20 protein-coding genes and 1 tRNA gene are annotated in these 19,001 nt (G+C 62.1%); 13 read left to right on the plus strand and 8 right to left on the minus strand.

Features of this window, described 5'->3' with window-relative positions:
- Positions 1-89 precede the first annotated feature (89 nt).
- The 3 genes from sufB to QWB57_RS03600 all read right to left on the minus strand — a co-directional run bounded on the left by sufB (position 90) and on the right by QWB57_RS03600 (position 2,258).
- Complete coding sequence (sufB, locus tag QWB57_RS03590) at positions 90-1,535, minus strand: Fe-S cluster assembly protein SufB (RefSeq protein ID WP_288968355.1); 1,446 nt, start codon at positions 1,533-1,535, stop codon at positions 90-92.
- Positions 1,536-1,544: 9 nt separating this feature from the next.
- Complete coding sequence (locus QWB57_RS03595; RefSeq protein WP_223627983.1) at positions 1,545-1,994, minus strand: SUF system Fe-S cluster assembly regulator; 450 nt, start codon at positions 1,992-1,994, stop codon at positions 1,545-1,547.
- A 171-nt stretch (positions 1,995-2,165) separates the two neighbouring features.
- Positions 2,166-2,258, minus strand: a tRNA-Ser gene (locus QWB57_RS03600).
- A gap of 92 nt (positions 2,259-2,350) precedes the next feature.
- Here QWB57_RS03600 and dnaX point away from each other — a divergent pair.
- The 4 genes from dnaX to QWB57_RS03620 are packed head-to-tail and all read left to right on the plus strand — an operon-like array spanning position 2,351 to position 5,367.
- Positions 2,351-4,045, plus strand: coding sequence for a DNA polymerase III subunit gamma/tau (gene dnaX, locus QWB57_RS03605; protein ID WP_288968357.1), 1,695 nt, complete (start codon positions 2,351-2,353; stop codon positions 4,043-4,045).
- A 35-nt stretch (positions 4,046-4,080) separates the two neighbouring features.
- Entirely contained in the window at positions 4,081-4,401 is a 321-nt protein-coding gene (locus tag QWB57_RS03610) for a YbaB/EbfC family nucleoid-associated protein (RefSeq protein ID WP_223627986.1), read from the plus strand.
- Positions 4,398-5,003: a recombination mediator RecR gene (gene recR, locus QWB57_RS03615; RefSeq protein ID WP_223628719.1), complete on the plus strand. Its 606-nt coding sequence runs from the start codon at positions 4,398-4,400 to the stop codon at positions 5,001-5,003. The genes QWB57_RS03610 and recR overlap by 4 nt, the downstream gene beginning before the upstream one ends.
- A gap of 16 nt (positions 5,004-5,019) precedes the next feature.
- On the plus strand, positions 5,020-5,367 hold the full coding sequence (locus QWB57_RS03620; protein WP_223627988.1) for a histidine triad nucleotide-binding protein: 348 nt from the start codon (positions 5,020-5,022) through the stop codon (positions 5,365-5,367).
- A gap of 2 nt (positions 5,368-5,369) precedes the next feature.
- Here QWB57_RS03620 and QWB57_RS03625 read toward each other — a convergent pair whose 3' ends face one another.
- Genes QWB57_RS03625 through QWB57_RS03635 form a run of 3 tightly spaced genes read right to left on the minus strand, consistent with a single transcriptional unit; the run spans position 5,370 to position 9,284 of the window.
- Positions 5,370-7,367 carry a DUF3488 and transglutaminase-like domain-containing protein gene (locus QWB57_RS03625; RefSeq protein WP_223627990.1) on the minus strand — a complete coding sequence of 666 codons (1,998 nt, stop codon included), beginning with the start codon at positions 7,365-7,367 and terminating at the stop codon, positions 5,370-5,372.
- Entirely contained in the window at positions 7,360-8,316 is a 957-nt protein-coding gene (locus tag QWB57_RS03630; protein ID WP_223627993.1) for a DUF58 domain-containing protein, read from the minus strand. The genes QWB57_RS03625 and QWB57_RS03630 overlap by 8 nt, the downstream gene beginning before the upstream one ends.
- 2 nt (positions 8,317-8,318) lie before the next feature.
- Entirely contained in the window at positions 8,319-9,284 is a 966-nt protein-coding gene (locus tag QWB57_RS03635) for an AAA family ATPase (protein ID WP_223627995.1), read from the minus strand.
- 46 nt (positions 9,285-9,330) lie between these two features.
- Here QWB57_RS03635 and QWB57_RS03640 point away from each other — a divergent pair, with 46 nt between their 5' ends.
- The gene (locus tag QWB57_RS03640; protein ID WP_223627997.1) at positions 9,331-10,815 is read left to right on the plus strand and encodes a glycosyltransferase family 39 protein; all 1,485 of its coding nucleotides are present in this window, start codon (positions 9,331-9,333) and stop codon (positions 10,813-10,815) included.
- Positions 10,816-10,831: 16 nt separating this feature from the next.
- Here QWB57_RS03640 and QWB57_RS03645 read toward each other — a convergent pair whose 3' ends face one another.
- Positions 10,832-11,413 carry a nucleoside triphosphate pyrophosphatase gene (locus QWB57_RS03645; RefSeq protein ID WP_223628000.1) on the minus strand — a complete coding sequence of 194 codons (582 nt, stop codon included), beginning with the start codon at positions 11,411-11,413 and terminating at the stop codon, positions 10,832-10,834.
- Complete coding sequence (locus QWB57_RS03650) at positions 11,410-11,778, minus strand: hypothetical protein (RefSeq protein WP_223628002.1); 369 nt, start codon at positions 11,776-11,778, stop codon at positions 11,410-11,412. The genes QWB57_RS03645 and QWB57_RS03650 overlap by 4 nt, the downstream gene beginning before the upstream one ends.
- Positions 11,779-11,917: 139 nt before the next feature.
- Here QWB57_RS03650 and QWB57_RS03655 point away from each other — a divergent pair, with 139 nt between their 5' ends.
- The 8 genes from QWB57_RS03655 to QWB57_RS03690 all read left to right on the plus strand — a co-directional run bounded on the left by QWB57_RS03655 (position 11,918) and on the right by QWB57_RS03690 (position 18,974).
- Positions 11,918-12,424: a YceD family protein gene (locus QWB57_RS03655; RefSeq protein WP_223628724.1), complete on the plus strand. Its 507-nt coding sequence runs from the start codon at positions 11,918-11,920 to the stop codon at positions 12,422-12,424.
- A 53-nt stretch (positions 12,425-12,477) separates the two neighbouring features.
- On the plus strand, positions 12,478-12,672 hold the full coding sequence (gene rpmF / locus QWB57_RS03660) for a 50S ribosomal protein L32 (RefSeq protein ID WP_223628004.1): 195 nt from the start codon (positions 12,478-12,480) through the stop codon (positions 12,670-12,672).
- Positions 12,673-12,912: 240 nt separating this feature from the next.
- Positions 12,913-13,905: a beta-ketoacyl-ACP synthase III gene (locus QWB57_RS03665; protein WP_223628006.1), complete on the plus strand. Its 993-nt coding sequence runs from the start codon at positions 12,913-12,915 to the stop codon at positions 13,903-13,905.
- Between the two features lie 177 nt (positions 13,906-14,082).
- Positions 14,083-15,039 carry an ACP S-malonyltransferase gene (fabD, locus tag QWB57_RS03670; protein WP_223628009.1) on the plus strand — a complete coding sequence of 319 codons (957 nt, stop codon included), beginning with the start codon at positions 14,083-14,085 and terminating at the stop codon, positions 15,037-15,039.
- Positions 15,036-15,779: a 3-oxoacyl-ACP reductase FabG gene (gene fabG / locus QWB57_RS03675; protein ID WP_223628010.1), complete on the plus strand. Its 744-nt coding sequence runs from the start codon at positions 15,036-15,038 to the stop codon at positions 15,777-15,779. The genes fabD and fabG overlap by 4 nt, the downstream gene beginning before the upstream one ends.
- Before the next feature lie 100 nt (positions 15,780-15,879).
- Entirely contained in the window at positions 15,880-16,119 is a 240-nt protein-coding gene (gene acpP, locus QWB57_RS03680) for an acyl carrier protein (protein ID WP_223628012.1), read from the plus strand.
- A gap of 146 nt (positions 16,120-16,265) precedes the next feature.
- Positions 16,266-17,504, plus strand: coding sequence for a beta-ketoacyl-ACP synthase II (fabF, locus tag QWB57_RS03685; RefSeq protein WP_223628014.1), 1,239 nt, complete (start codon positions 16,266-16,268; stop codon positions 17,502-17,504).
- A 111-nt stretch (positions 17,505-17,615) separates the two neighbouring features.
- Positions 17,616-18,974, plus strand: a complete 1,359-nt coding sequence (locus QWB57_RS03690; RefSeq protein ID WP_288968370.1) for an aminodeoxychorismate synthase component I — start codon at positions 17,616-17,618, stop codon at positions 18,972-18,974.
- Positions 18,975-19,001: the final 27 nt, after the last annotated feature.

The raw sequence follows: 19,001 nt of genomic DNA on the forward strand, positions 1-19,001 counted from the left end.
GCAACGGTGGCATGGAGGTTTTCAATTTTCAGCATGGTTGTTTCCAGTGTGTTCTTGTGTGCAGATGTCCGAGTGGGCCTGTGGCGACATCAGCCAACGGCCCCTTCCAACGTGACGTCCAGCAGTTTCTTGGCCTCGACTGCAAACTCCATCGGCAATTCGCGGAAGACTTGTTTGCAGAAACCATCCACGATCATCGATACCGCGTTTTCCTGGTCAATGCCGCGACTGCGGCAATAGAACAGCTGGTCGTCCGAAATTTTCGAGGTCGTGGCCTCGTGTTCCACCGTGGCGCTGGGGTTCTTCACCTCGATGTAGGGGAAGGTGTGCGCGCCGCAGGTCTTGCCGATCAGCAGGGAATCGCACTGGGTGTGGTTGCGCGCACCGTCGGCGCCGGCGGCCACCTTGACCAGGCCGCGGTAGGTGTTCTGGCCGCGCCCGGCGCTGATGCCCTTGCTGACGATCTTCGACTTGGTGCGCTTGCCGATGTGGATCATCTTGGTGCCGGTGTCGGCCTGCTGGTAGTGGTGGGTCAGCGCGACCGAGTGGAACTCGCCCACCGAGTCGTCGCCGGTCAGCACGCAGCTGGGGTACTTCCAGGTGATCGCACTGCCGGTCTCCACCTGCGTCCAGGTCACCTTGCTGCGCGCGCCGCGGCATTCGGCGCGCTTGGTGACGAAGTTGTAGATGCCGCCGACGCCGTTCTCGTCGCCGGGGTACCAGTTCTGCACCGTCGAATACTTGATCTCGGCGTCGTCCAGCGCCACCAGCTCCACCACCGCGGCGTGCAGCTGGTTCTCGTCGCGCATCGGCGCGGTGCAGCCCTCGAGGTAGGACACGTGGCCCTTGTCCTCGCAGATGATCAGGGTGCGCTCGAACTGGCCGGTGTGGCCGGCGTTGATGCGGAAGTAGGTGGACAGTTCCATCGGGCAGCGCACGCCCTTGGGGATGAACACGAAGCTGCCGTCGGAGAACACCGCCGAGTTGAGCGCGGCGAAGTAGTTGTCGCCCACCGGCACCACGGTGCCGAGGTACTTCTTCACCAGCTCCGGGTGGTTGAGGATGGCGTCGCTCATCGAGGTGAAGATCACCCCGACTGCGGCCAGTTCCTTCTTGAAGGTGGTGCCGACGCTGACCGAGTCGAATACCGCGTCCACCGCCACCCCGGCCAGCTTGGCGCGCTCGTGCAGCGGCACGCCCAGCTTGTCGTAGGTGTCCAGCAATTCCTTCGGCACCTCGTCCAGCGACTTGTACTTCGGGCCCTTGGGCGCGCTGTAGTAGCTCAGCGCCTGCAAGTCGATCGGCCCCAGTTTGAGCTTGGCCCAATCCGGTTGCTTCATCGTCAGAAAGTGGCGGTACGCAGACAGCCGCCACTGCGTCATCCATTCCGGCTCATGCTTTTTTGCGGAAAGCGCACGGATGATGTCTTCCGACAGCCCCGGCGGCAGCGAGTCGGTTTCGATATCGGTAATGAAACCGGCATCGTATTTGCGCCCAAGCTGTTCATGAATTTGCGCGTTTTGTGCTTCGGTCATCGGAAATCCTCAAGCCTGCGCCAGCTGGGCAGTCATCTGCCCGCGCACAGGGGGTTGCGGTGGCGCCAGCATCTGCGCCAGCGAGATGCCGCGCAGGGCGTCGGCCACCACGTCGTTGATACGGCGCCAGTTGGCGCGTACGCCGCAGCTGTGTTCGATGCCGCATTGGCCGCCGGAGATGCTGCATTCGGTCATCCCCAGCGGGCCTTCCATCGCCTCGACAATCGCAATCAGGCTGATGGCCTCGGCCGGACGTGCCAACCGGTAGCCGCCATTGGCACCGCGAAAGCCCGACACCAGCCCGGCGGCGGCCAGTGGTTTGAGTACCTTGGCCACGGTGGGCGGCTCCAGACCGGCGCGTTCGGCCAACTCCGGTGCACTCAACACCACGTCCGGCCGCGCAGCAAGCACAGTCAGTACAACGGTGGCGTAATCAGTGAGCCGGGTGACGCGAAGCATGGCGGCGGGGCGTAGCGGGGGAATCGGTACTGAAATTGTACGTTTTCACGCCCCGGCCGCCAAGTTGGCTGGGCTGACTTGGGTCAAGTGACGGGAAGAGCGGGTGAGAAGCCGCGGTGGGTTTGCATCTCCGCACAATAAAAACGCCCCGCAAGGGGCGTAGTTATGATCTGGCGGAGAGAGGGGGATTCGAACCCCCGAAGCGCGGTTTAGACGCTTACACACTTTCCAGGCGTGCTCCTTCAACCACTCGGACACCTCTCCGGAACCGCCCATTCTAGCGGGGTGTGGGCCACTCCACAACAAATTCCGTGGAACTGCGGCGGGGGTTGCCCGGCTCATGCCACAATGCCGGCATGTCTTATCTCGTGCTTGCCCGCAAGTGGCGTCCCAAGCGTTTTGCCGAATTGGTCGGGCAAGAGCATGTGGTCCGTGCGCTGACCAACGCGCTGGAAACCGGCCGTGTTCACCACGCATTCTTGTTCACCGGTACGCGCGGGGTGGGCAAAACCACGATTGCGCGCATTTTCGCCAAATCGCTCAATTGCGAGCGCGGCACCTCGTCTGATCCGTGTGGTGAATGCGAGACCTGCCAGGCGATTGATGCCGGTCGTTACATCGACCTGCTGGAGATCGATGCCGCGTCCAATACTGGCGTGGACAACGTGCGCGAGTTGATCGAAAACGCGCAGTACATGCCCAGCCGCGGCAAGTACAAGGTGTATCTGATCGACGAAGTGCACATGCTGTCCAAGCAGGCCTTCAATGCATTGCTGAAGACATTGGAAGAGCCGCCCGAGCACGTCAAATTCCTGTTCGCCACCACTGACCCGGAAAAATTGTTGGTGACGGTGCTCAGCCGCTGCTTGCAGTTCAATTTGAAGCGTTTGGATGAAGCGCAGATTGGCGGCCAGATCAATAAAATTCTTGCGGCGGAAGGCATCGACAGCGAAGCCGATGCGGTGCTGCAGTTGGCCAAGGCAGCCGATGGCAGTTTGCGTGACGGGTTGTCGCTGCTCGATCAAGCCATTGCCTATACGGGAGGCAAGCTGGATAGCGCTGCTGTAGCGACGATGCTGGGCACGGTAGACCGCAGCAGGATTCAATCCCTGCTGATGGCGCTGGCCGAGTCTGATGGTGCGCGTCTTATGCAGGAAGCGGGGCACTTGGCGGAGTTTTCGCCAGATTGGGCCAGCCTACTGGATGCGCTGTCGGCGGCCTTGCATCGAGTACAGGTCAAGCAATTGGTGCCGGCTGTGGATGTGGGGCAAGACGCAATTGATGTGGAGGCGCTGGCGGCGCAGTTGCGCCCCGAACTGGTGCAGTTGTGGTACCAGATGGCGCTGAACGGTCGCCGTGATTTGGGCTATGCCCCCAGTCCGCGCAGTGGGTTTGAAATGACTTTGCTGCGGATGCTGGCGTTTCGGCCTGATGCACCCGCGCAAACTGCTGCGCCGCGTGCGGCCACACCCATGGCACCACCTATCAGTGCGTTGCCACAAGCGCGGCTAGAGGCGGCGGCCCGCGCCCGTGCGGCAATGGCCGAAGCGCCTGTTACTGCGGCAGAGCCAGTGAAGCCGCCGGCGGTTGTACCTGCGAGCCTGAGTGAGCCGGCACCTGTGCCTGGACCGTCGCGCCAAGCCAGCAGTACTTTGTTGGTGACGGATAGTGAACATTGGCTGGAACTGGTGATGCGCAGTGGCCTGAAAGGCGCCCCCAAGCTGCTGGCCGATAATGCTGCGTTCGTGGCACATGCCGATGGCGTGTTGCATTTGGCGTTGGCACCCGAACAGGAGCACCTGAAGTCGGCGAACCTGGTGCTGCAACTGAGCGATGCCATCGGACAACAGCTGGGGGGGGCGGTGCAGGTACGCTTTGAGATTGGGCAGGGGCGTGGCGAAACCGCAACCGTGCGCAATGCGCGTGAGCGTGATGTCCGTCAAGCCGATGCGGAAAGCGGCTTTGCTTCGGACCCTGGCATTCAACGGCTGGTGCAGCAGCATGGTGCGCAGATCGTGCAGGATTCGATCCGTCCGTTGGACACTCTCTGACCCATTTTTATTTTTGCATAACGGAAGACAGCACTATGCGTGGAAATATCGCCCAGCTGATGCAGCAGGCCCAGCAGATGCAAGAAAACATGCAGCGTGCGCAGGAACAAGTCGCCGCGCTGGAAGCTACCGGCAATGCGGGTGGCGGGATGGTCAGCGTGACCTTGGGGGGGCGCATGGATTGTCGCAAGGTGCGCATTGATCCGGCAGCCTTGAGTGACCCGGAAATGGCCGAGGATTTGATTGCCGCAGCGTTCAATGATGCGGTGAACAAGATCAATCTGGCATCGCAGGAAAAGATGGCCGGAGCGACCGCGGGCATGCAATTGCCGCCAGGCTTCAAATTGCCGTTCTGATGGCTGCGTTGCTTGAGCAATTGATCGACGCCCTGCGGGTACTGCCGGGGGTGGGTCAAAAATCCGCCCAGCGGATGGCCTACCATTTGCTGGAGCGTCAGCGCGATGGCGGCAAACGGTTGTCCGATGCCTTGCTGCAGGCGATGGAGCAGATTCGCCATTGCACGCGATGCCGCGACTTCAGCGAAACCGACGTGTGCGCCACCTGCGCCAGTGGTGCGCGTGATGCACAGCTACTGTGCGTGGTGGAAACCCCGGCAGATCGGTTGGCAATCGAGCAGGCCACGGGCTTTCGCGGCTTGTATTTTGTGTTGCAAGGTCGGTTGAGCCCGCTCGATGGCATTGGTCCACATGAGTTGGGCTTGGATCAACTTGCGCAGCGCCTGCAGGAAGGCGAGGTGCGCGAACTCATCGTGGCCACCAATCCCACCGTGGAAGGCGAGGCCACGGCGCATTATCTGGCGCAGTTGGCGCGTGCGCGTGGCGTGCACCCCAGCCGCTTGGCGCATGGCGTGCCGTTGGGCGGCGAATTGGAATATGTGGACCGCGGCACCTTGCAGCATGCGTTCGGCAGCCGTATCGAAATTCCATCTGACAAATGACCGCGGAGGTTGCGCAATGGGCGACACCATTTTTCACAAGATCATCCATCGGGAAATCCCGGCCGACATCGTGTATGAAGATGCGCATATGGTCGCGTTTCGCGACATTGCACCGCAGGCACCGGTGCATGTGTTATTCGTGCCCAAGCAAACCTTTGCCACACTCAATGATGTGCCCGAAGACAGCGCGCTGGTGATTGGCCGCTTGGCCACCGCAGCGGCTCGCTACGCCAAGGCGCAGGGCTTTGCCGACGATGGCTACCGCATCGTGATGAATTGCAATGGCGATGCTGGCCAGACCGTGTTCCAAATCCACCTGCATCTATTGGCAGGCGCGCCATTGGGGCGGTTTGGCACGCCCTGAAATCAAGGCCGATGCCGGCGTAAATCGCGCAGCAGCCGGGTCAATGCGCCACGCTCATCCGCACTGGCGTAACGTGCATTCGATACCCGGCGTGCCAGTATGCCGAGGTGCTCACCCGCAGCGGGCTGATCGGCGGCTACTCTGGCGGCCCACACTTGCGCAGGCTCATGTACTGCGCGGCCATGGCCCAGTTTTCGATAGCGCGCCTCCAGCGCATGCCACGCACGCAGCAGTGGGTCGCGTTGGCGCTCGCCACGCGCAATCAGCCAGCTCATCCACAGCACGGCAAGGCCTGCGATCAATGCAAACAGTGCCACCAGATCACGCGGTTGCAGTGCATCGATGCCGAGTGGTTTGAGCAGGTCACGCTGGCGCTGGGCATTGAAGCCCAATACAAAATCATTCCAGCCCCGGCGTAGCCAATCGCCGGCATTGAACACCGGTACCAGCCCGCTGAAATTGCCAAACTGTCCTGGGCGGCGGTCCGCCAGGGTATCGTGTACGCGCTCGGGGGCGACGGCAGCGGTGGGATCCACGCGGACCCAACCGCGCTTGGGCAACCAGATTTCACTCCATGCATGGGCATCGGATTTGCGTACCAGCCAATAATTTCCGATCGGGTTGCGATAAGCGCCGCTATAGCCGGTGACAACGCGCGCCGGGATGCCGGCAGCACGCATCAACACCACGAATGAGGAACTGAAATGCTCGCAATAACCTGCCTTGCGGTCGAATAAAAAGTCATCAATTTCATTGCGCCCGGTCAGCGGTACGTTGAGGGTGTAGGTAAATTCGCGCCTGATCATCGCCAGCGCCCGCTCGGCAATTGCCGCATCGCTGCGACCTTGGCTGTCGCTGCCGGCTTCGCGCCGCCACTGCTTGCCCAGTGCAACAGTACGTGGGTTATAGCCTTGCGGCAGCAGCAGGGCGCGCATGCGCAAGGGATCTGGCAGATCCGCTTCAAGTGCGGCTACCGGTTGCGACTGCATGCGCCAACGCGAGACGTTGTACTGCGGTGACTCTGCCCACGGGGTGTAATCCAGACTGATGCGGGCCCCTTCGGGTAATTGGGTGGGGACATCCAGTGCAATCAGCTGCCGGTTTTCACTGGGCTCCAATTCAATTTGGTAATCCCAACGTGGGCCGCCGGCTTGCATCGGTGCGGGGCTGAAGCCTTGCAGGGCCATGGCCTGATGCCACGTGCGACCATCGAAATCCCATAGCACCGGGCCGCGCCAATACATCTGATCCGGACGTGGGGCGGGGCCAAAAAACTGCACGCGTGCAGCGGGGCTATCGTCCAGCAGCATGTCGATCATGCCGCCCGGGGTCATGCTGTCGGACAGGCCGGGCTTGGCAACACTGCGCTCGGGTAGTCCCCACAGCGGCGTGGGCAGGCGAGGAAACAGCCAGAACGCGGCCAGTGCCAGCGGCAGGCCCAATGCGAACAGGTGCAATACATTGAATACGGCTTGGCGTTGCCAATTGGTTGCATGAGCCGCGTCATGTCCTTGGCCTGCATCGCCCTGGTCTGGCATGGCTTGCCCTTCATCCATTGCCAAACGCTGCAGTGCCAGCAGCGCTAGCAGCACCGCTGCCAGTGCCAGCAGCAGGCTGACCGGACCTTGATCCAGCAGGAAGGTGGCGAACGGGCCAAACAGGGCAAACCCGACCAGGCTGCGACCATCGCGCAGACTTACGGTTTCTGCCGGCTTCAACGCCAACATCGCAGCTAACACGGCACAGGCACTGTCGCGGCCAATCCCCGGTGCTACCGCCAATACCGCGAGCAAGGCGGTTCCGCCCAGCAGCAAACGCAACAGCAGAGGCAGTGGTTTTCGCTTCGATGCGGCGGCCACTGCCAGCGCGCCCAGCCCATAGCCAATACCGAGTGACATCGGCAATTGCAGCAACAGAGGCAGCAAACACGCGGCTGCCGCCAGCAGCACATGTTTGCGGGCGTGGGTGGTCATGGCCGGCGAGTGGATGCGCTTAGCCATGCCGTGCCTCATCGGGCATCAGCGCGAGTGCACGCAGGCACAAGTGGCGATGCTGTGCCCCATGCCCAAAATCAATCCTGGGTGTTGCCGGCAGATGCAGGGCATAGCGTTGCCCGGCGCGTTCGGCATCGTCCACCCAGCGTGCCAGGCGGCGGATGCGCTGTTCATACGGCAGGCCTTGGGTGTGCTGCCAGTCCAATGTCAACTCGCCGCCGCGGGGCAATTCGTATTCGCGCACCAGTAGCGTGTCGCGGCGGGCCGACGCTTTCCACGCCACGGCACGGGGTGGATCACCTTGGCGATAACTGCGCAAATGGTGTGGATCTTCGCCCGTACGTGCCAATTGTGGTTGGCTCTGGCCACCGCTGGCGAAGGGTAGGGGCGGGGCTTGTGTTTCTGCTGCGGGATATACCAATACGCTTTGTGCGGGCCATACATAGCCCCATGCACGCGCCAGTCCGAGCGGTTGCACGGTGCGCAGTTCGATGCGTGAAAGCGCCAGCAAGCCACGACGCCGGGTGGGGACATGCAAAAGCGCGGTGCAGCCATGTGCATCCACGCGGGTATGCGTGATTGCAGCGTCTAGTGCAAGCCGCAAACCGCGGCGTACGCGGGTATCACTCGCCATCAATGCAATGCGCAATTGCAGGTTGTCGCCGACACTGCAAGGTTCGGCCGAAATCGCCTCGATGCGCAACCCGGACAATTGCAGGTGCGCGGCGATCAAGCTGGCCAGTGTGGTGCCAGCCAGCAGCAATGCCAGTAACAAGGCAGGGTTATTGTTGAAGTTGAGTGCACCCAACAGCATGGTGCCCAACAAAAGTGCGAAGAACAGCCCACTGGCGGTGGGCAACACGTAGATGCGATGGCGATCCAGTTGTACCGGCAGCGCTTCCGGCCCGCGTGGCCGCATCCACGCCTGCAAGCGCCGGCGCATGTTCGCCAGCATCGTCAATCCACCGCTACCGCGTGCAGGATCTGTTTGGCCAGTGCGGTGGGAGTGGCCTCGGCTTCGGTGACGAGGCGATGTTCTGCCACCGCCGGAAACAGTGCTTGCACGTCCTCTGGCAGTACATGCTCACGCCCCAGCAGCAGTGCGTGCGCGCGCGCCGCCCGCAGCAGCGCCAACCCGGCGCGGGGCGACAGGCCTACCCGCACGCCCGGGTGTTTGCGGCTGCGTGCCAGCAAGGCTTGCAGGTAGTCCAGCAGGGCATCGCTGGCGTGGATCGCTTGCACGGCTTGCCGTAGAGCCAAGATGTGCTGGGCATCCAGCAATGGACTGACCTGCGCGATCAGCTCGCGGCGGTCACGTCCGGCCAGCAGGGCGCGCTCGGCGACATCATCGGGATAACCCAGGCTGAGCCGCAGCAGGAAGCGATCGAGTTGCGAATCCGGCAGTGGATAGGTACCCGACAAATCCACCGGATTCTGGGTGGCGATCACCAGAAACGGATTGGGCAGGGCGCGGGTTTGGCCATCCACCGTCACTTGATGTTCGGCCATCGCTTCCAGCAGGGCGCTTTGCGTGCGGGGCGGTGCGCGGTTGATTTCATCGGCCAGCAAGACATGCGCAAACACCGGGCCTGGGTGAAACTCGAAATTGCGGGTCTGTGCTTCGTAAATCGACACGCCCAGGATGTCGGCGGGCAACAAATCCGAGGTGAATTGCACGCGCGAAAACCCAAGACCCAAGGTCGCCGCCATCGCGTGCGCCAAGGTGGTTTTGCCCAGCCCGGGCAGGTCTTCGATCAATAAATGTCCATCCGCCAGCAGCGCCACGAAAGCCAGCCGTACTTGTTGCGGCTTGCCCAGCACCATGCTGTTGACCTGCGCTTGCGCATCGCGCAAGGCCTCATGCAGTGCATCGGGTAGCATCGCGGGTTGTGTGGCAGGTTGCGTCGCTGTGGATGCAGACATGGCGGCCTCGATGAATTTTGAATCAGTGTAGCGGGGTGGGATGCGAATGCGGGATGTGCAGCAAGTGGATTCCGCAAAACGCGGGTTCATCATCCTGTGGCTGGTGCTGACACTGCTGAAAGTAGTGTTGGCAATGCGCCTGCCACTGTTTGTCGATGAAGCGTTCTACTGGCAGGAAGGGCAGCATCTGGCATGGGCGTATTCGGATTTGCCGGGACTGACGGCATGGCTGGCGTGGCTGGGTCATGCACTTGTCGCGGGCAGTGCCCTGGCGCTGCGGTTGCCGTTTTTGCTGCTGGGCGCGGCCATTCCGTGGGTGATGGTGCGGATGAGTGCGCGCGAATTGGGTGCGCGTGCAGGTTGGTGGGCCGGAAGTTTGTGTGTGCTGATGCCGTTAGCCGGCAGCCTGGGGGTGCTGGCGTTGCCGGATGTGCCGCTGTTGTTTGCCAGCGTACTGTGCCTGGATGCAGGTCTGCGGGTGTTGCACAGGGTGGATACGCTGGCCACCGCTGAGCTGGCATTGGGGCTGGCGATTGGCGGATTGACCCACTATCGGTTTGCAGCGGTGATCCTGGTGGGGTTGGTGACGCTGTTGGTGCTGTGCGAAGGGCGCCGAGCATTACGCTCCCCGCGGCTATGGGCCGCGATTGGGGTGGGTGCATTGGCATGGCTGCCGCTGCTGTGGTGGAACCTGCACAACGCAGATGCCGGCCTGAAGTTTCAGCTGGTAGACCGCCACCCGTGGGTACTTAGCCGGGGCGGCTTTGAACTGGGTCTGCTGCAGTGGCTGCCGACCACTCCAGTACTGTTGTTGGTGATGGCGGGCGTCGCAGTGCGTGGGTTGCGCGATACGCGCACTGCGGCACGCTATTTGGCGATCAGCGGCATGGCCATTGTGCTTGGATTTTTCCTGCTGGGTTTTTTTACCGACCAACAACGGGTCAGCTTTCATTGGCCGGTGCCGGGGTTCGTGGCCTTGTTGCCACTGGCCGCGTTATCGCTGATGAATAGCGGACGCATACTGCGTCACATCACACTGGCGGTGACGGCAATGGGCTTGCTGGCGGCACTAGGTTTTTTTGCCGTAGCCAGCGTACCGCAGTGGCGCACGTTGGCGGCACTGCGCGGGGTGCAATTGGGGAATTTTGCTGGGTGGGATGTGCTGGCCGATGCAATCCGCACGCAGCAAGCGCGCTTGCCTGCGGGTGCGCGCGTGTTGGCGGGAGATTTCAAGATCGGCGCGGAGATGGGCTTTGCCTTGGGCGATGCCAATCTGCCGGTGCTGGCGCATCCGTTGAACGAAAAGCATGGTCGTGCGGTGCAGTTGTCATTGTGGAATTTGTTGCACGCATCACGCGATGCTTTGGGGCCTGGCCCCTGGCTGCTGGTTGCCAGCCCGTCGCATGCGGGCTTTGACAGCGACCGCATCTATCAGGACAAGTTGCAAAAACAGCTCGGGCCGCTGCCAGCACCGCAGGTGTTGCAGGTGGACGGTGGTAGCAAGCAATACTGGCTGTTTGTGTTGCAGTAACCTGTGGGAATCCGGCTCAAGGCAGGTTGAAGCCGGCCTGGCGCAGCAAGCGCGCCGTGGCGATCAGCGGCAATCCGATCAGTGCAGTGGGGTCGCGATTGTCGATGGCATCGAACAGCGCAATCCCCAGGCCTTCGGATTTGAAGCTGCCCGCGCATTCCAGCGGCTGCTCGGTGTCGACGTAGCGCTCGATTTCAGCGCGACTCAGCGCACGAAATTGCACGCATGTCTCATCTCGATCGGCCCATTGACGGCCATCCGGATGCGCCAGGCACAGTGCCGTGTGAAACCGCACCAGGCGCCCCGACATGGTGGTGAGCTGGGCGATCGCGGCAGCGCGGGTGCCGGGCTTGCCCAAGGCGCGACCTTCGCATTCGGCGACTTGGTCCGAACCCAGCACCCAGCAGTCTGCCCCGATATGTAGGTCAGCGACCCCCCGGGCTTTGGTGGCAGCCAGGCGAATCGCCAGGGCTTGCGGCGCCTCACCGGGAAGCGCGGATTCATCTACCTCCGGGCGGACCACCGCAAACGGTAGCTGCAGGCGGTTCAGCAATTCGCGGCGATACACCGATGTCGATGCCAGAATAAGCAAGGTCACGGCAGTTGACCTGCGCGCGCCTGTTCGATTTTCTGCAGCTGAGCGTCCAGGCTGGCGCTAGCACTGTCTAGACTCCGGCGTACATCCTCCAGCTGCGCAAGGCTGGCCCGTTGCGCGTTGTCTTGTAACCACAGCCGCTGTTGCAGCAAGTCCTGCATGGCGGAACGCACCGGGTTTACGTGGTCACCGGCAATTGCTTCGATTTCGCTGCGCACCGCGCGCAACCTGGCTTCCAGCGCATCCGCGGCATCCAGTAATTGCGAAATGACGCGCTGGCGATGCAGGCTGTCGCGACGCTGACGCAGCGCCAGCCACAGGCCGCCAGCGGCGAGTACTGCAAGAATGAGTAACGATGCAATTTTCATTTGTGCAGTCTGCGCGAGCACCGAATATGGCGCAATTCCCAAGCAGAATGCCGGGTTGGTGCCCTATGGATTTGGGGGCAGGTGTAATTTGACAGTGGGCGTGGCACTCTGTAGTATTTTTCGGCTTATGTCGAACCAGTTGACCAGTCAGGTTCCGGAGAGCTTGGATGCTTGGCGCATGGTCGCTGCATCATGCGAGTTCGCGGGGCGCATTCCGTTGCGGGCGATGACTCGGCTGCGCGGAAGCTTGCTGGATGGCGAGGGCGAAGTTCGCTATGTGTTGGGGTTCGGCACTGATGCGTTGCGGGTGCCGTTTGCCCAGCTGCAAATCGAAGCCGAGTTGCCGTTGGAATGCCAGCGCAGTTTGCAGCGATTCGTGCTGCCGGTGCGATTGCAGCAGCGCTTGGGTTTGATCCGCGACGAGGCCGATGAAGCGGCCTTGCCGCCGGATTACGAAGCCTTGCTGGTGCCTGCTGACGGCATGCTGCATCCGGCTGAGCTGGTGGAAGATGAGTTGATTCTGGCGTTGCCGGTAGTGCCGGTGTCGCCCGAAGCCGAAGCGGTGACGCGCGAATTTGCGCCAACTGCCGAGGAAGTGGCCAAGGCCAGCCCGTTCGCGGGGCTGGCGGGCCTGAAGACAAAATAAGTGCGACAATGTCGCGTTGAGTGTTGCTGCAATAATCTTTTGGAGTTGTTCCCATGGCCGTTCAGAAGTCCCGCGTTTCTCCGTCCCGTCGTGGCATGCGTCGTGCGCATGACGCCCTGTCTGCCAAGCAGTTGGCTACCGACCCGACCAGCGGCGAGACCCACCTGCGTCACCACGTCACTGCTGACGGTTACTACCGCGGCAAGCAGGTCATCGCACCGAAGAGCAAGGTTGCTGACGAAGAGTGATCTTCGAGGCGTTGATCCTTCGGTCGCATGTCGTGATCGCGGGGTCTTCGAGCACAATGCCATTGCCACGCATGACGTCAGGCCGCGCCACAAAGCGCGGCCATTGGCGTTTTGACGCGTGCCATTTTACGTAGCGCCATCGCTCCGGCCAGATCAATCCGGACTTGAGCCCAGATCGGCTACCCTTACCGATCTTGCTGACTGGTACTTGCCAGACTTGATCGTGGAGTTTGCAAACACATGATTCATACCGATAACCGCATCTTCGCCCGCATCGCCGGTACCGGCAGCTATCTGCCGCAGCAGATATTGACCAATGAAGACCTGGTCAAGCGTGGCGTGGATACCAGCGATGAGTGGATCGTCAGCCGTACCGGCATCCGCCAGCGGCATATCGCGGCCGCAGGCGAGCTGACCTCCGATCTCGGTTACCAAGCGGCGCTGCGCGCACTGGAAGCGGCAGGCGTTTCGGCGGACGAAATTGACCTGATTGTGGTCGGCACCACCACGCCGGATCTGATTTTCCCCTCCACTGCCACCATCATCCAGCGCAAGTTGGGTGTGGCCGGCTGCCCGGCCTTCGATGTCAATGCCGCTTGCTCTGGCTTTGTCTATGCGCTGACCGTGGCGGATAAATTCATCCGTAGCGGCGCATCCAGGACCGCGTTGGTCATTGGCGCGGAAACCCTGACCCGGATGCTGGACTGGAATGATCGCAACACCTGTGTGTTGTTTGGCGACGGTGCCGGCGCAGTGGTGCTGAAGGCCGACGACAGTACCGGCATCCTCAGCACGCATATGCACGCCGATGGCGGCAAAAAAGACTTGCTGTGGAATCCGGTGGGGGTATCGGCCGGCTTCAAGCCGGACGAGCCCAATGCCGGTGTGCGCGTGATGATGGCTGGCAACGACGTCTTCAAGTATGCGGTGAAGGCGCTGGATGCGGTGGTCGATGAAGCCCTAGTGGCCAATGGGTTGGACAAGACCGCACTGGACTGGCTGGTGCCGCATCAAGCCAACCTGCGCATTATCGAAGCTACCGCCAAGCGGCTGGATATGTCGATGGAGCGCGTCATCATCACCGTCGACAAGCACGGCAACACCTCATCCGGCTCGGTGCCGTTGGCACTGGACGAAGCCGTGCGCTCGGGCAAGGTGCAGCGCGGGCAGTTGATCCTGCTGGAGGCCTTCGGTGGCGGGTTTGCCTGGGGTTCGGCGCTGATCCGCTACTGATCCGGCGGCGGCTTGGTGGCCGTGAACGGGGTCAGGGGCCAGCCAAGTCCGAGGCTGGGTGCCGGTATTGAGCCTCTTCCATACGCCCAAGTACAGACAACCTAGAGTGTTTGCTCGTATCATGCTCGGCCCACTGCGGGCCGTTGGCCTGCGTCTTTTCAGTATGGTTTTCATCGCGTGAACGCAGCCAATCAACCCCACGCACTCGCCTTGGTGTTTCCCGGCCAGGGCTCCCAGTCAATCGGCATGTTGGCCGAACTGTCGGAATTGCATCCGTCGATCAAGGCAGCCTTCGAAGAAGCTTCGGACGGCGCTGGCGTGGATTTGTGGGCGCTCTCGCAGGCGGGGCCGGAAGAAATGCTGGGCCGCACCGAATATACCCAGCCGGCATTGTTGGCGGCGGGCATTGCGGTGTGGCGCTTGTGGCAGCAGCAGGGTGGCGCAACGCCTGCCGTGCTGGCGGGACATAGCCTGGGGGAATACACGGCTCTGGTGGCAGCCGGTGCGCTGTCGTTGAAAGACGGCGCACATTTGGTGCGCATTCGCGGGCAATTGATGCAGGACGCTGCCCCGGCTGGGGTGGGGGCAATGGCGGCCGTGTTGGGTGCGGACGATGCACTGGTGGAAGCCGTGTGCATGGAGGCTTCGGGTGCACAAGTGGTGGTGCCCGCCAATTACAACTCGCCGGGCCAGATCGTGATTGGTGGCGATGCGGCGGCGGTGGATCGTGCGCTGGCGCTGTTGGTTGAACGCGGCGTGCGCAAGGCCGTCAAGTTGGCGGTCAGTGTGCCCTCACACACGCCCTTGATGCGCGAAGCGGCGAACCGCTTGGCGCAGACCATGGTCGGCCTGGATTGGAACGTGCCGGCGCTGCCGGTGGTGCAAAACGTGGATGCCCAGGCACATGCCAGTGTGGACGCGATCCGCGACGCGCTGGTGCGCCAGTTGTATCTGCCGGTGCAGTGGAATGGCTGCGTGCAGGCATTGGCCGCACGCGGCGTTGACCGCATCGGCGAATGTGGGCCGGGCAAGGTGCTGGCCGGCCTGATCAAGCGCATCGACAAATCGCTTGACGCGCGTGCGTTGGGCACACCGGCGGATTTTGCCGCCGCCATCGAGGAATGGAACGCATGAATGGATTGTTGCAGGGCGAAGTAGTCCTGGTGACCGGCGCATCGCGCGGGATCGGTGCGGCGATTGCCTATACGCTGGCCGCACAGGGCGCAACCGTGATCGGTACCGCCACATCGGATGCTGGCGCGCAAGCGATCGGCGAGCGCTTGGCTGCTGCGGGTGGCCACGGCCGCCGTTTGAACGTCAATGAAGCGGGCGCAATCGAAGCGTTGGTGGAGGCGGTATCCAGCGAATTTGGCAATATCTCCATTCTGGTCAACAACGCCGGCATCACCCGCGACAACTTGTTGATGCGGATGAAAGATGAGGATTGGCAGGTCATCCTCGATACCAATCTGACCTCCGTGTTCCGTGCCTCCAAAGCCGTGCTGCGCGGGATGATGAAGGCGCGCAAGGGCCGCATCATCAATATCGCCTCCGTCATCGGGCTGACCGGCAATGCCGGGCAGGCCAACTACGCCGCGGCCAAGGCCGGCATCATCGCGTTTTCCAAATCGTTGGCCAAGGAAATCGGCTCGCGCGGGATCACCGTGAATGTGGTGGCCCCCGGTTTCATTGCCACCGATATGACCGCCGACCTGCCGGATGCGGCCAAGGACGCGATGCTGGGCCAGATCGCGCTGGGCCGCTTGGGCGAGCCGGCCGATATTGCCAATGCGGTGGCCTTCCTTGCCAGTCCCAGCGCCAGCTACATCACCGGCGAAACCCTGCACGTCAACGGCGGCATGTACATGCCTTGAGGCGTGCCCTTGTTTTTCACGCCGGGCGGGCGATGTTGCAGCGCACGGCTTTCACGTAAACTTGTCCACTGAACCCGATTCCCGGGAGGAGCAACCAGACATGAGCACCATCGAAGAACGCGTCAAGAAGATCGTCATTGAACAACTGGGCGTCAAGGAAGAAGACGTCACCACCAGCGCATCGTTTGTGGACGATCTGGGTGCGGACTCGCTGGACACCGTGGAGCTGGTGATGGCGCTGGAAGAAGAGTTCGAGTGCGAAATCCCGGACGAAGATGCCGAGAAGATCAGCACCGTGCAGGCCGCGATCGACTACATCAAGGCCCACGTCAAGGCGTGAGTCTTGCCCCGCAAGGGGTACCTGCGCAATCACCTCGCGGCTTGGCTGTGTGCGTGATTGCCGCTGCACCGGGGCCGCTTCTGCGGCCCTGCGTGTTATGCCGTATTGAATGTCCAACGTGTTGAATGATGGATCGAGGAGTCACCATGTCGAAGCGCCGCGTCGTCGTCACCGGGATGGGCATCATCTCGCCGCTGGGGTTGGATCTGGCCAGCAATTGGGATGGTATCTGCAACGGCCGTTCCGGCATCAGCATGGTCGAAGGCTTTGATGCCGCCACCTATCCGACCCGCATTGCGGGTGAAATTCGCGGCTTCGACATCACCCAATGGGTGAACCCGAAAGACGCCAAAAAAATGGACCACTTCCTGCACTACGGCATGGCCGCCTCGCTGATGGCCAAGGACGATGCCGGCCTGGAGGTCACCGAGGCCAATGCCGAGCGCATCGGCGCGCTGATTGGTGCGGGCATCGGCGGGATCTGGGGTATCGAAGAAACCGCGATCAAATTGCATGAGGGCGGGGTGCGCAAAATCAGCCCGTTCTATATTCCGTCCACCATCATCAACATGATGCCGGGTCAGTTGTCACTGGCCACCGGGATCAAGGGGCCTACGTTCTCTGCGGTGTCCGCCTGCGCCACCGCCAACCATTCGATTGGCATGGCAATGCGCATGATCCAGTACGGCGATGCCGATGTGATGTTTGCCGGTGGTGCCGAGCGCGGCAGCTCACCCACGGCGATGGGCGGCTTCTGCGCGATGAAGGCGATGAGCACCCGCAACGACGATCCCACCCGCGCTTCGCGGCCATGGGACAAAGACCGCGATGGTTTTGTATTGGGTGATGGTGCCGGCATTTTGGTACTGGAAGAATACGAACACGCCAAGGCCCGCGGCGCGCGCATCTACTGCGAGCTGGCCGGCTTTGGTGCAAGCTCGGATGCCTTCCACATGACCGCGCCCAGCGAAAACGGCGAAGGCCCGGCGCGCTGCATGGCGATGGCGTTCCGCGACGCCGGGGTGAACCCGGAGGACGTGGGCTACCTCAACGCGCACGGCACCAGCACCCCGCTGGGCGATCTGGCGGAAACGCTGGCGATCAAGCGTGCACTGGGCGAGCACGCCCACAAGGTGATGGTGTCGTCCACCAAGTCGATGACCGGCCACTTGCTGGGTGCTGCGGGTGGGGTGGAAGCGATCTATGCGATCAAGGCGCTGCAAACCGGCATCATCCCGCCCACCATCAACCTGGAAACCCCCGGCGAAGGCTGCGATTTGGACTATGTGCCCAACGTGGCGCGGCAGGCCAAGGTGGATGTGGTGGTGTCCAACGGCTTTGGCTTTGGCGGCACCAATGGCACCTTGGTGTTCAAACGGATGTGATGATTTTCGGATCGTTTGCAGTCGTGCTCGTCATTCCCGCGCCGGCCGGAATCCAGTTTTATCGTTCGCAGCAATCACTGGATTGCCTTGGCGTGGGAATGGCGGTTAGAGATGATGCAAACGCACACGCTTTCCGCTGATATCGACCTGCTGGCACTGCATCGATTGGATCCATTGCGCTACCCGGTGCTACTGGAATCCACCAGCGGTGGTGCATTGGGGCGTTGGGACATGCTGCTGGCGCACAGTGGCGAAGGCTTCGCGCTGCATCGTGATGGCATGGTGCGCACGCTGGCCGGTGAGATCATCCCAGGCCATTTTCTGGATGTGCTGGACGCCCACTGGCGCGGCATTCGCTGCGAACAAGCGCCGGCGGCGGCCGAGATGCCGCCGTTTCGTGGTGGCTGGGCGCTGCTGCTGGGCTATGAATTGGCGCAACAGATCGAGCCGGTGTTGCAATTACCACAGGCCGATGGTGCGCTGCCGATTGCAGTGGCGTTGCGATGCCCGGCGGCGGCGCTGCGGGATCGCGCCAGCGGCGCATGCATCGCACTGGCAGAACACGCTGCCGACGGTGTCCTGCAGCGCATCGTGGACGATACCGAACGTGCCCGCAGCGTGCCGCCATTGCCCGCATGGTCGCCACCCACCTGCATCGACGAAGATCCGGCGCAGCAGTATCTCGATGGCGTCATCCGGGTGCTGGACTATCTGGCCAAGGGCGATGTGTTTCAAGCCAATTTGTCGCGCGGTTGGCGAGCGCACTTTGCTGCCGCGCTGGATCCGGCGGCGCTGTTTCAGCAATTGCGCACGCACAATCCGGCTCCGTTCGCCGGCATCTTCCGCAGCCCGTGGGGCAGTGTGGTCAGCGCCTCCCCCGAGCGCCTGCTAGCTGTGCGGCAAGGCATTGCGCAAACCCGCCCAATTGCCGGCACCCGCCCGCGCTTTGCCGGCGACGATGATGCCGAGCGCATCCAGGAATTGGTCGGGCACCCCAAAGAACGCGCCGAACATGTGATGTTGATCGACTTGGAGCGCAATGATCTGGGCCGTGTGTGCGCAGTCGGTAGCGTGCAGGTGGATGAGTTGATGGTGGTGGAAAGTTATGCGCATGTGCACCACATCGTCAGCAATGTGCGCGGCCAACTGCGCACGGATGTGACGCCAGGCCAGGCGATTGCGGCGGTGTTCCCGGGCGGCACCATTACCGGCTGCCCGAAGGTGCGCTGCATGCAGATCATCGCCGAGTTGGAAGGCGTGGGCCGCGGCGCCTACACCGGCGCGATGGGCTGGCTGAATCGCGATGGCGCGATGGATTTGAATATCCTGATCCGCAGTGCCGAACTGGCAGACGCAACGCTGCGTTTTCGCACCGGGGCCGGCATCGTGATGGATTCCGACCCGCAACGTGAGCTGGACGAAACCCGTGCCAAGGCGCGTGGCATGTTGCGGGCATTGGGGGTGGAGTGATGCGCGCAGTTGTTTATCGTGTGCGGA

This window comes from uncultured Thermomonas sp., from assembly GCF_937872235.1.
Classification (GTDB): Bacteria; Pseudomonadota; Gammaproteobacteria; order Xanthomonadales; family Xanthomonadaceae; genus Thermomonas; species Thermomonas beijingensis.

Excerpts from the sequence above, each read along its gene's own strand:
- sufB (WP_288968355.1), bottom strand. The coding sequence starts at position 1,535 with ATGACCGAAGCACAAAACGCGCAAATTCATGAACAGCTTGGGCGCAAA.
- QWB57_RS03595 (WP_223627983.1), bottom strand. The coding sequence starts at position 1,994 with ATGCTTCGCGTCACCCGGCTCACTGATTACGCCACCGTTGTACTGACT.
- dnaX (WP_288968357.1), top strand. The coding sequence starts at position 2,351 with ATGTCTTATCTCGTGCTTGCCCGCAAGTGGCGTCCCAAGCGTTTTGCC.
- QWB57_RS03610 (WP_223627986.1), top strand. The coding sequence starts at position 4,081 with ATGCGTGGAAATATCGCCCAGCTGATGCAGCAGGCCCAGCAGATGCAA.
- QWB57_RS03620 (WP_223627988.1), top strand. The coding sequence starts at position 5,020 with ATGGGCGACACCATTTTTCACAAGATCATCCATCGGGAAATCCCGGCC.
- QWB57_RS03625 (WP_223627990.1), bottom strand. The coding sequence starts at position 7,367 with ATGGCTAAGCGCATCCACTCGCCGGCCATGACCACCCACGCCCGCAAA.
- QWB57_RS03630 (WP_223627993.1), bottom strand. The coding sequence starts at position 8,316 with ATGCTGGCGAACATGCGCCGGCGCTTGCAGGCGTGGATGCGGCCACGC.
- QWB57_RS03635 (WP_223627995.1), bottom strand. The coding sequence starts at position 9,284 with ATGTCTGCATCCACAGCGACGCAACCTGCCACACAACCCGCGATGCTA.
- QWB57_RS03640 (WP_223627997.1), top strand. The coding sequence starts at position 9,331 with ATGCGGGATGTGCAGCAAGTGGATTCCGCAAAACGCGGGTTCATCATC.
- QWB57_RS03650 (WP_223628002.1), bottom strand. The coding sequence starts at position 11,778 with ATGAAAATTGCATCGTTACTCATTCTTGCAGTACTCGCCGCTGGCGGC.
- rpmF (WP_223628004.1), top strand. The coding sequence starts at position 12,478 with ATGGCCGTTCAGAAGTCCCGCGTTTCTCCGTCCCGTCGTGGCATGCGT.
- QWB57_RS03665 (WP_223628006.1), top strand. The coding sequence starts at position 12,913 with ATGATTCATACCGATAACCGCATCTTCGCCCGCATCGCCGGTACCGGC.
- fabG (WP_223628010.1), top strand. The coding sequence starts at position 15,036 with ATGAATGGATTGTTGCAGGGCGAAGTAGTCCTGGTGACCGGCGCATCG.
- acpP (WP_223628012.1), top strand. The coding sequence starts at position 15,880 with ATGAGCACCATCGAAGAACGCGTCAAGAAGATCGTCATTGAACAACTG.
- fabF (WP_223628014.1), top strand. The coding sequence starts at position 16,266 with ATGTCGAAGCGCCGCGTCGTCGTCACCGGGATGGGCATCATCTCGCCG.
- QWB57_RS03690 (WP_288968370.1), top strand. The coding sequence starts at position 17,616 with ATGATGCAAACGCACACGCTTTCCGCTGATATCGACCTGCTGGCACTG.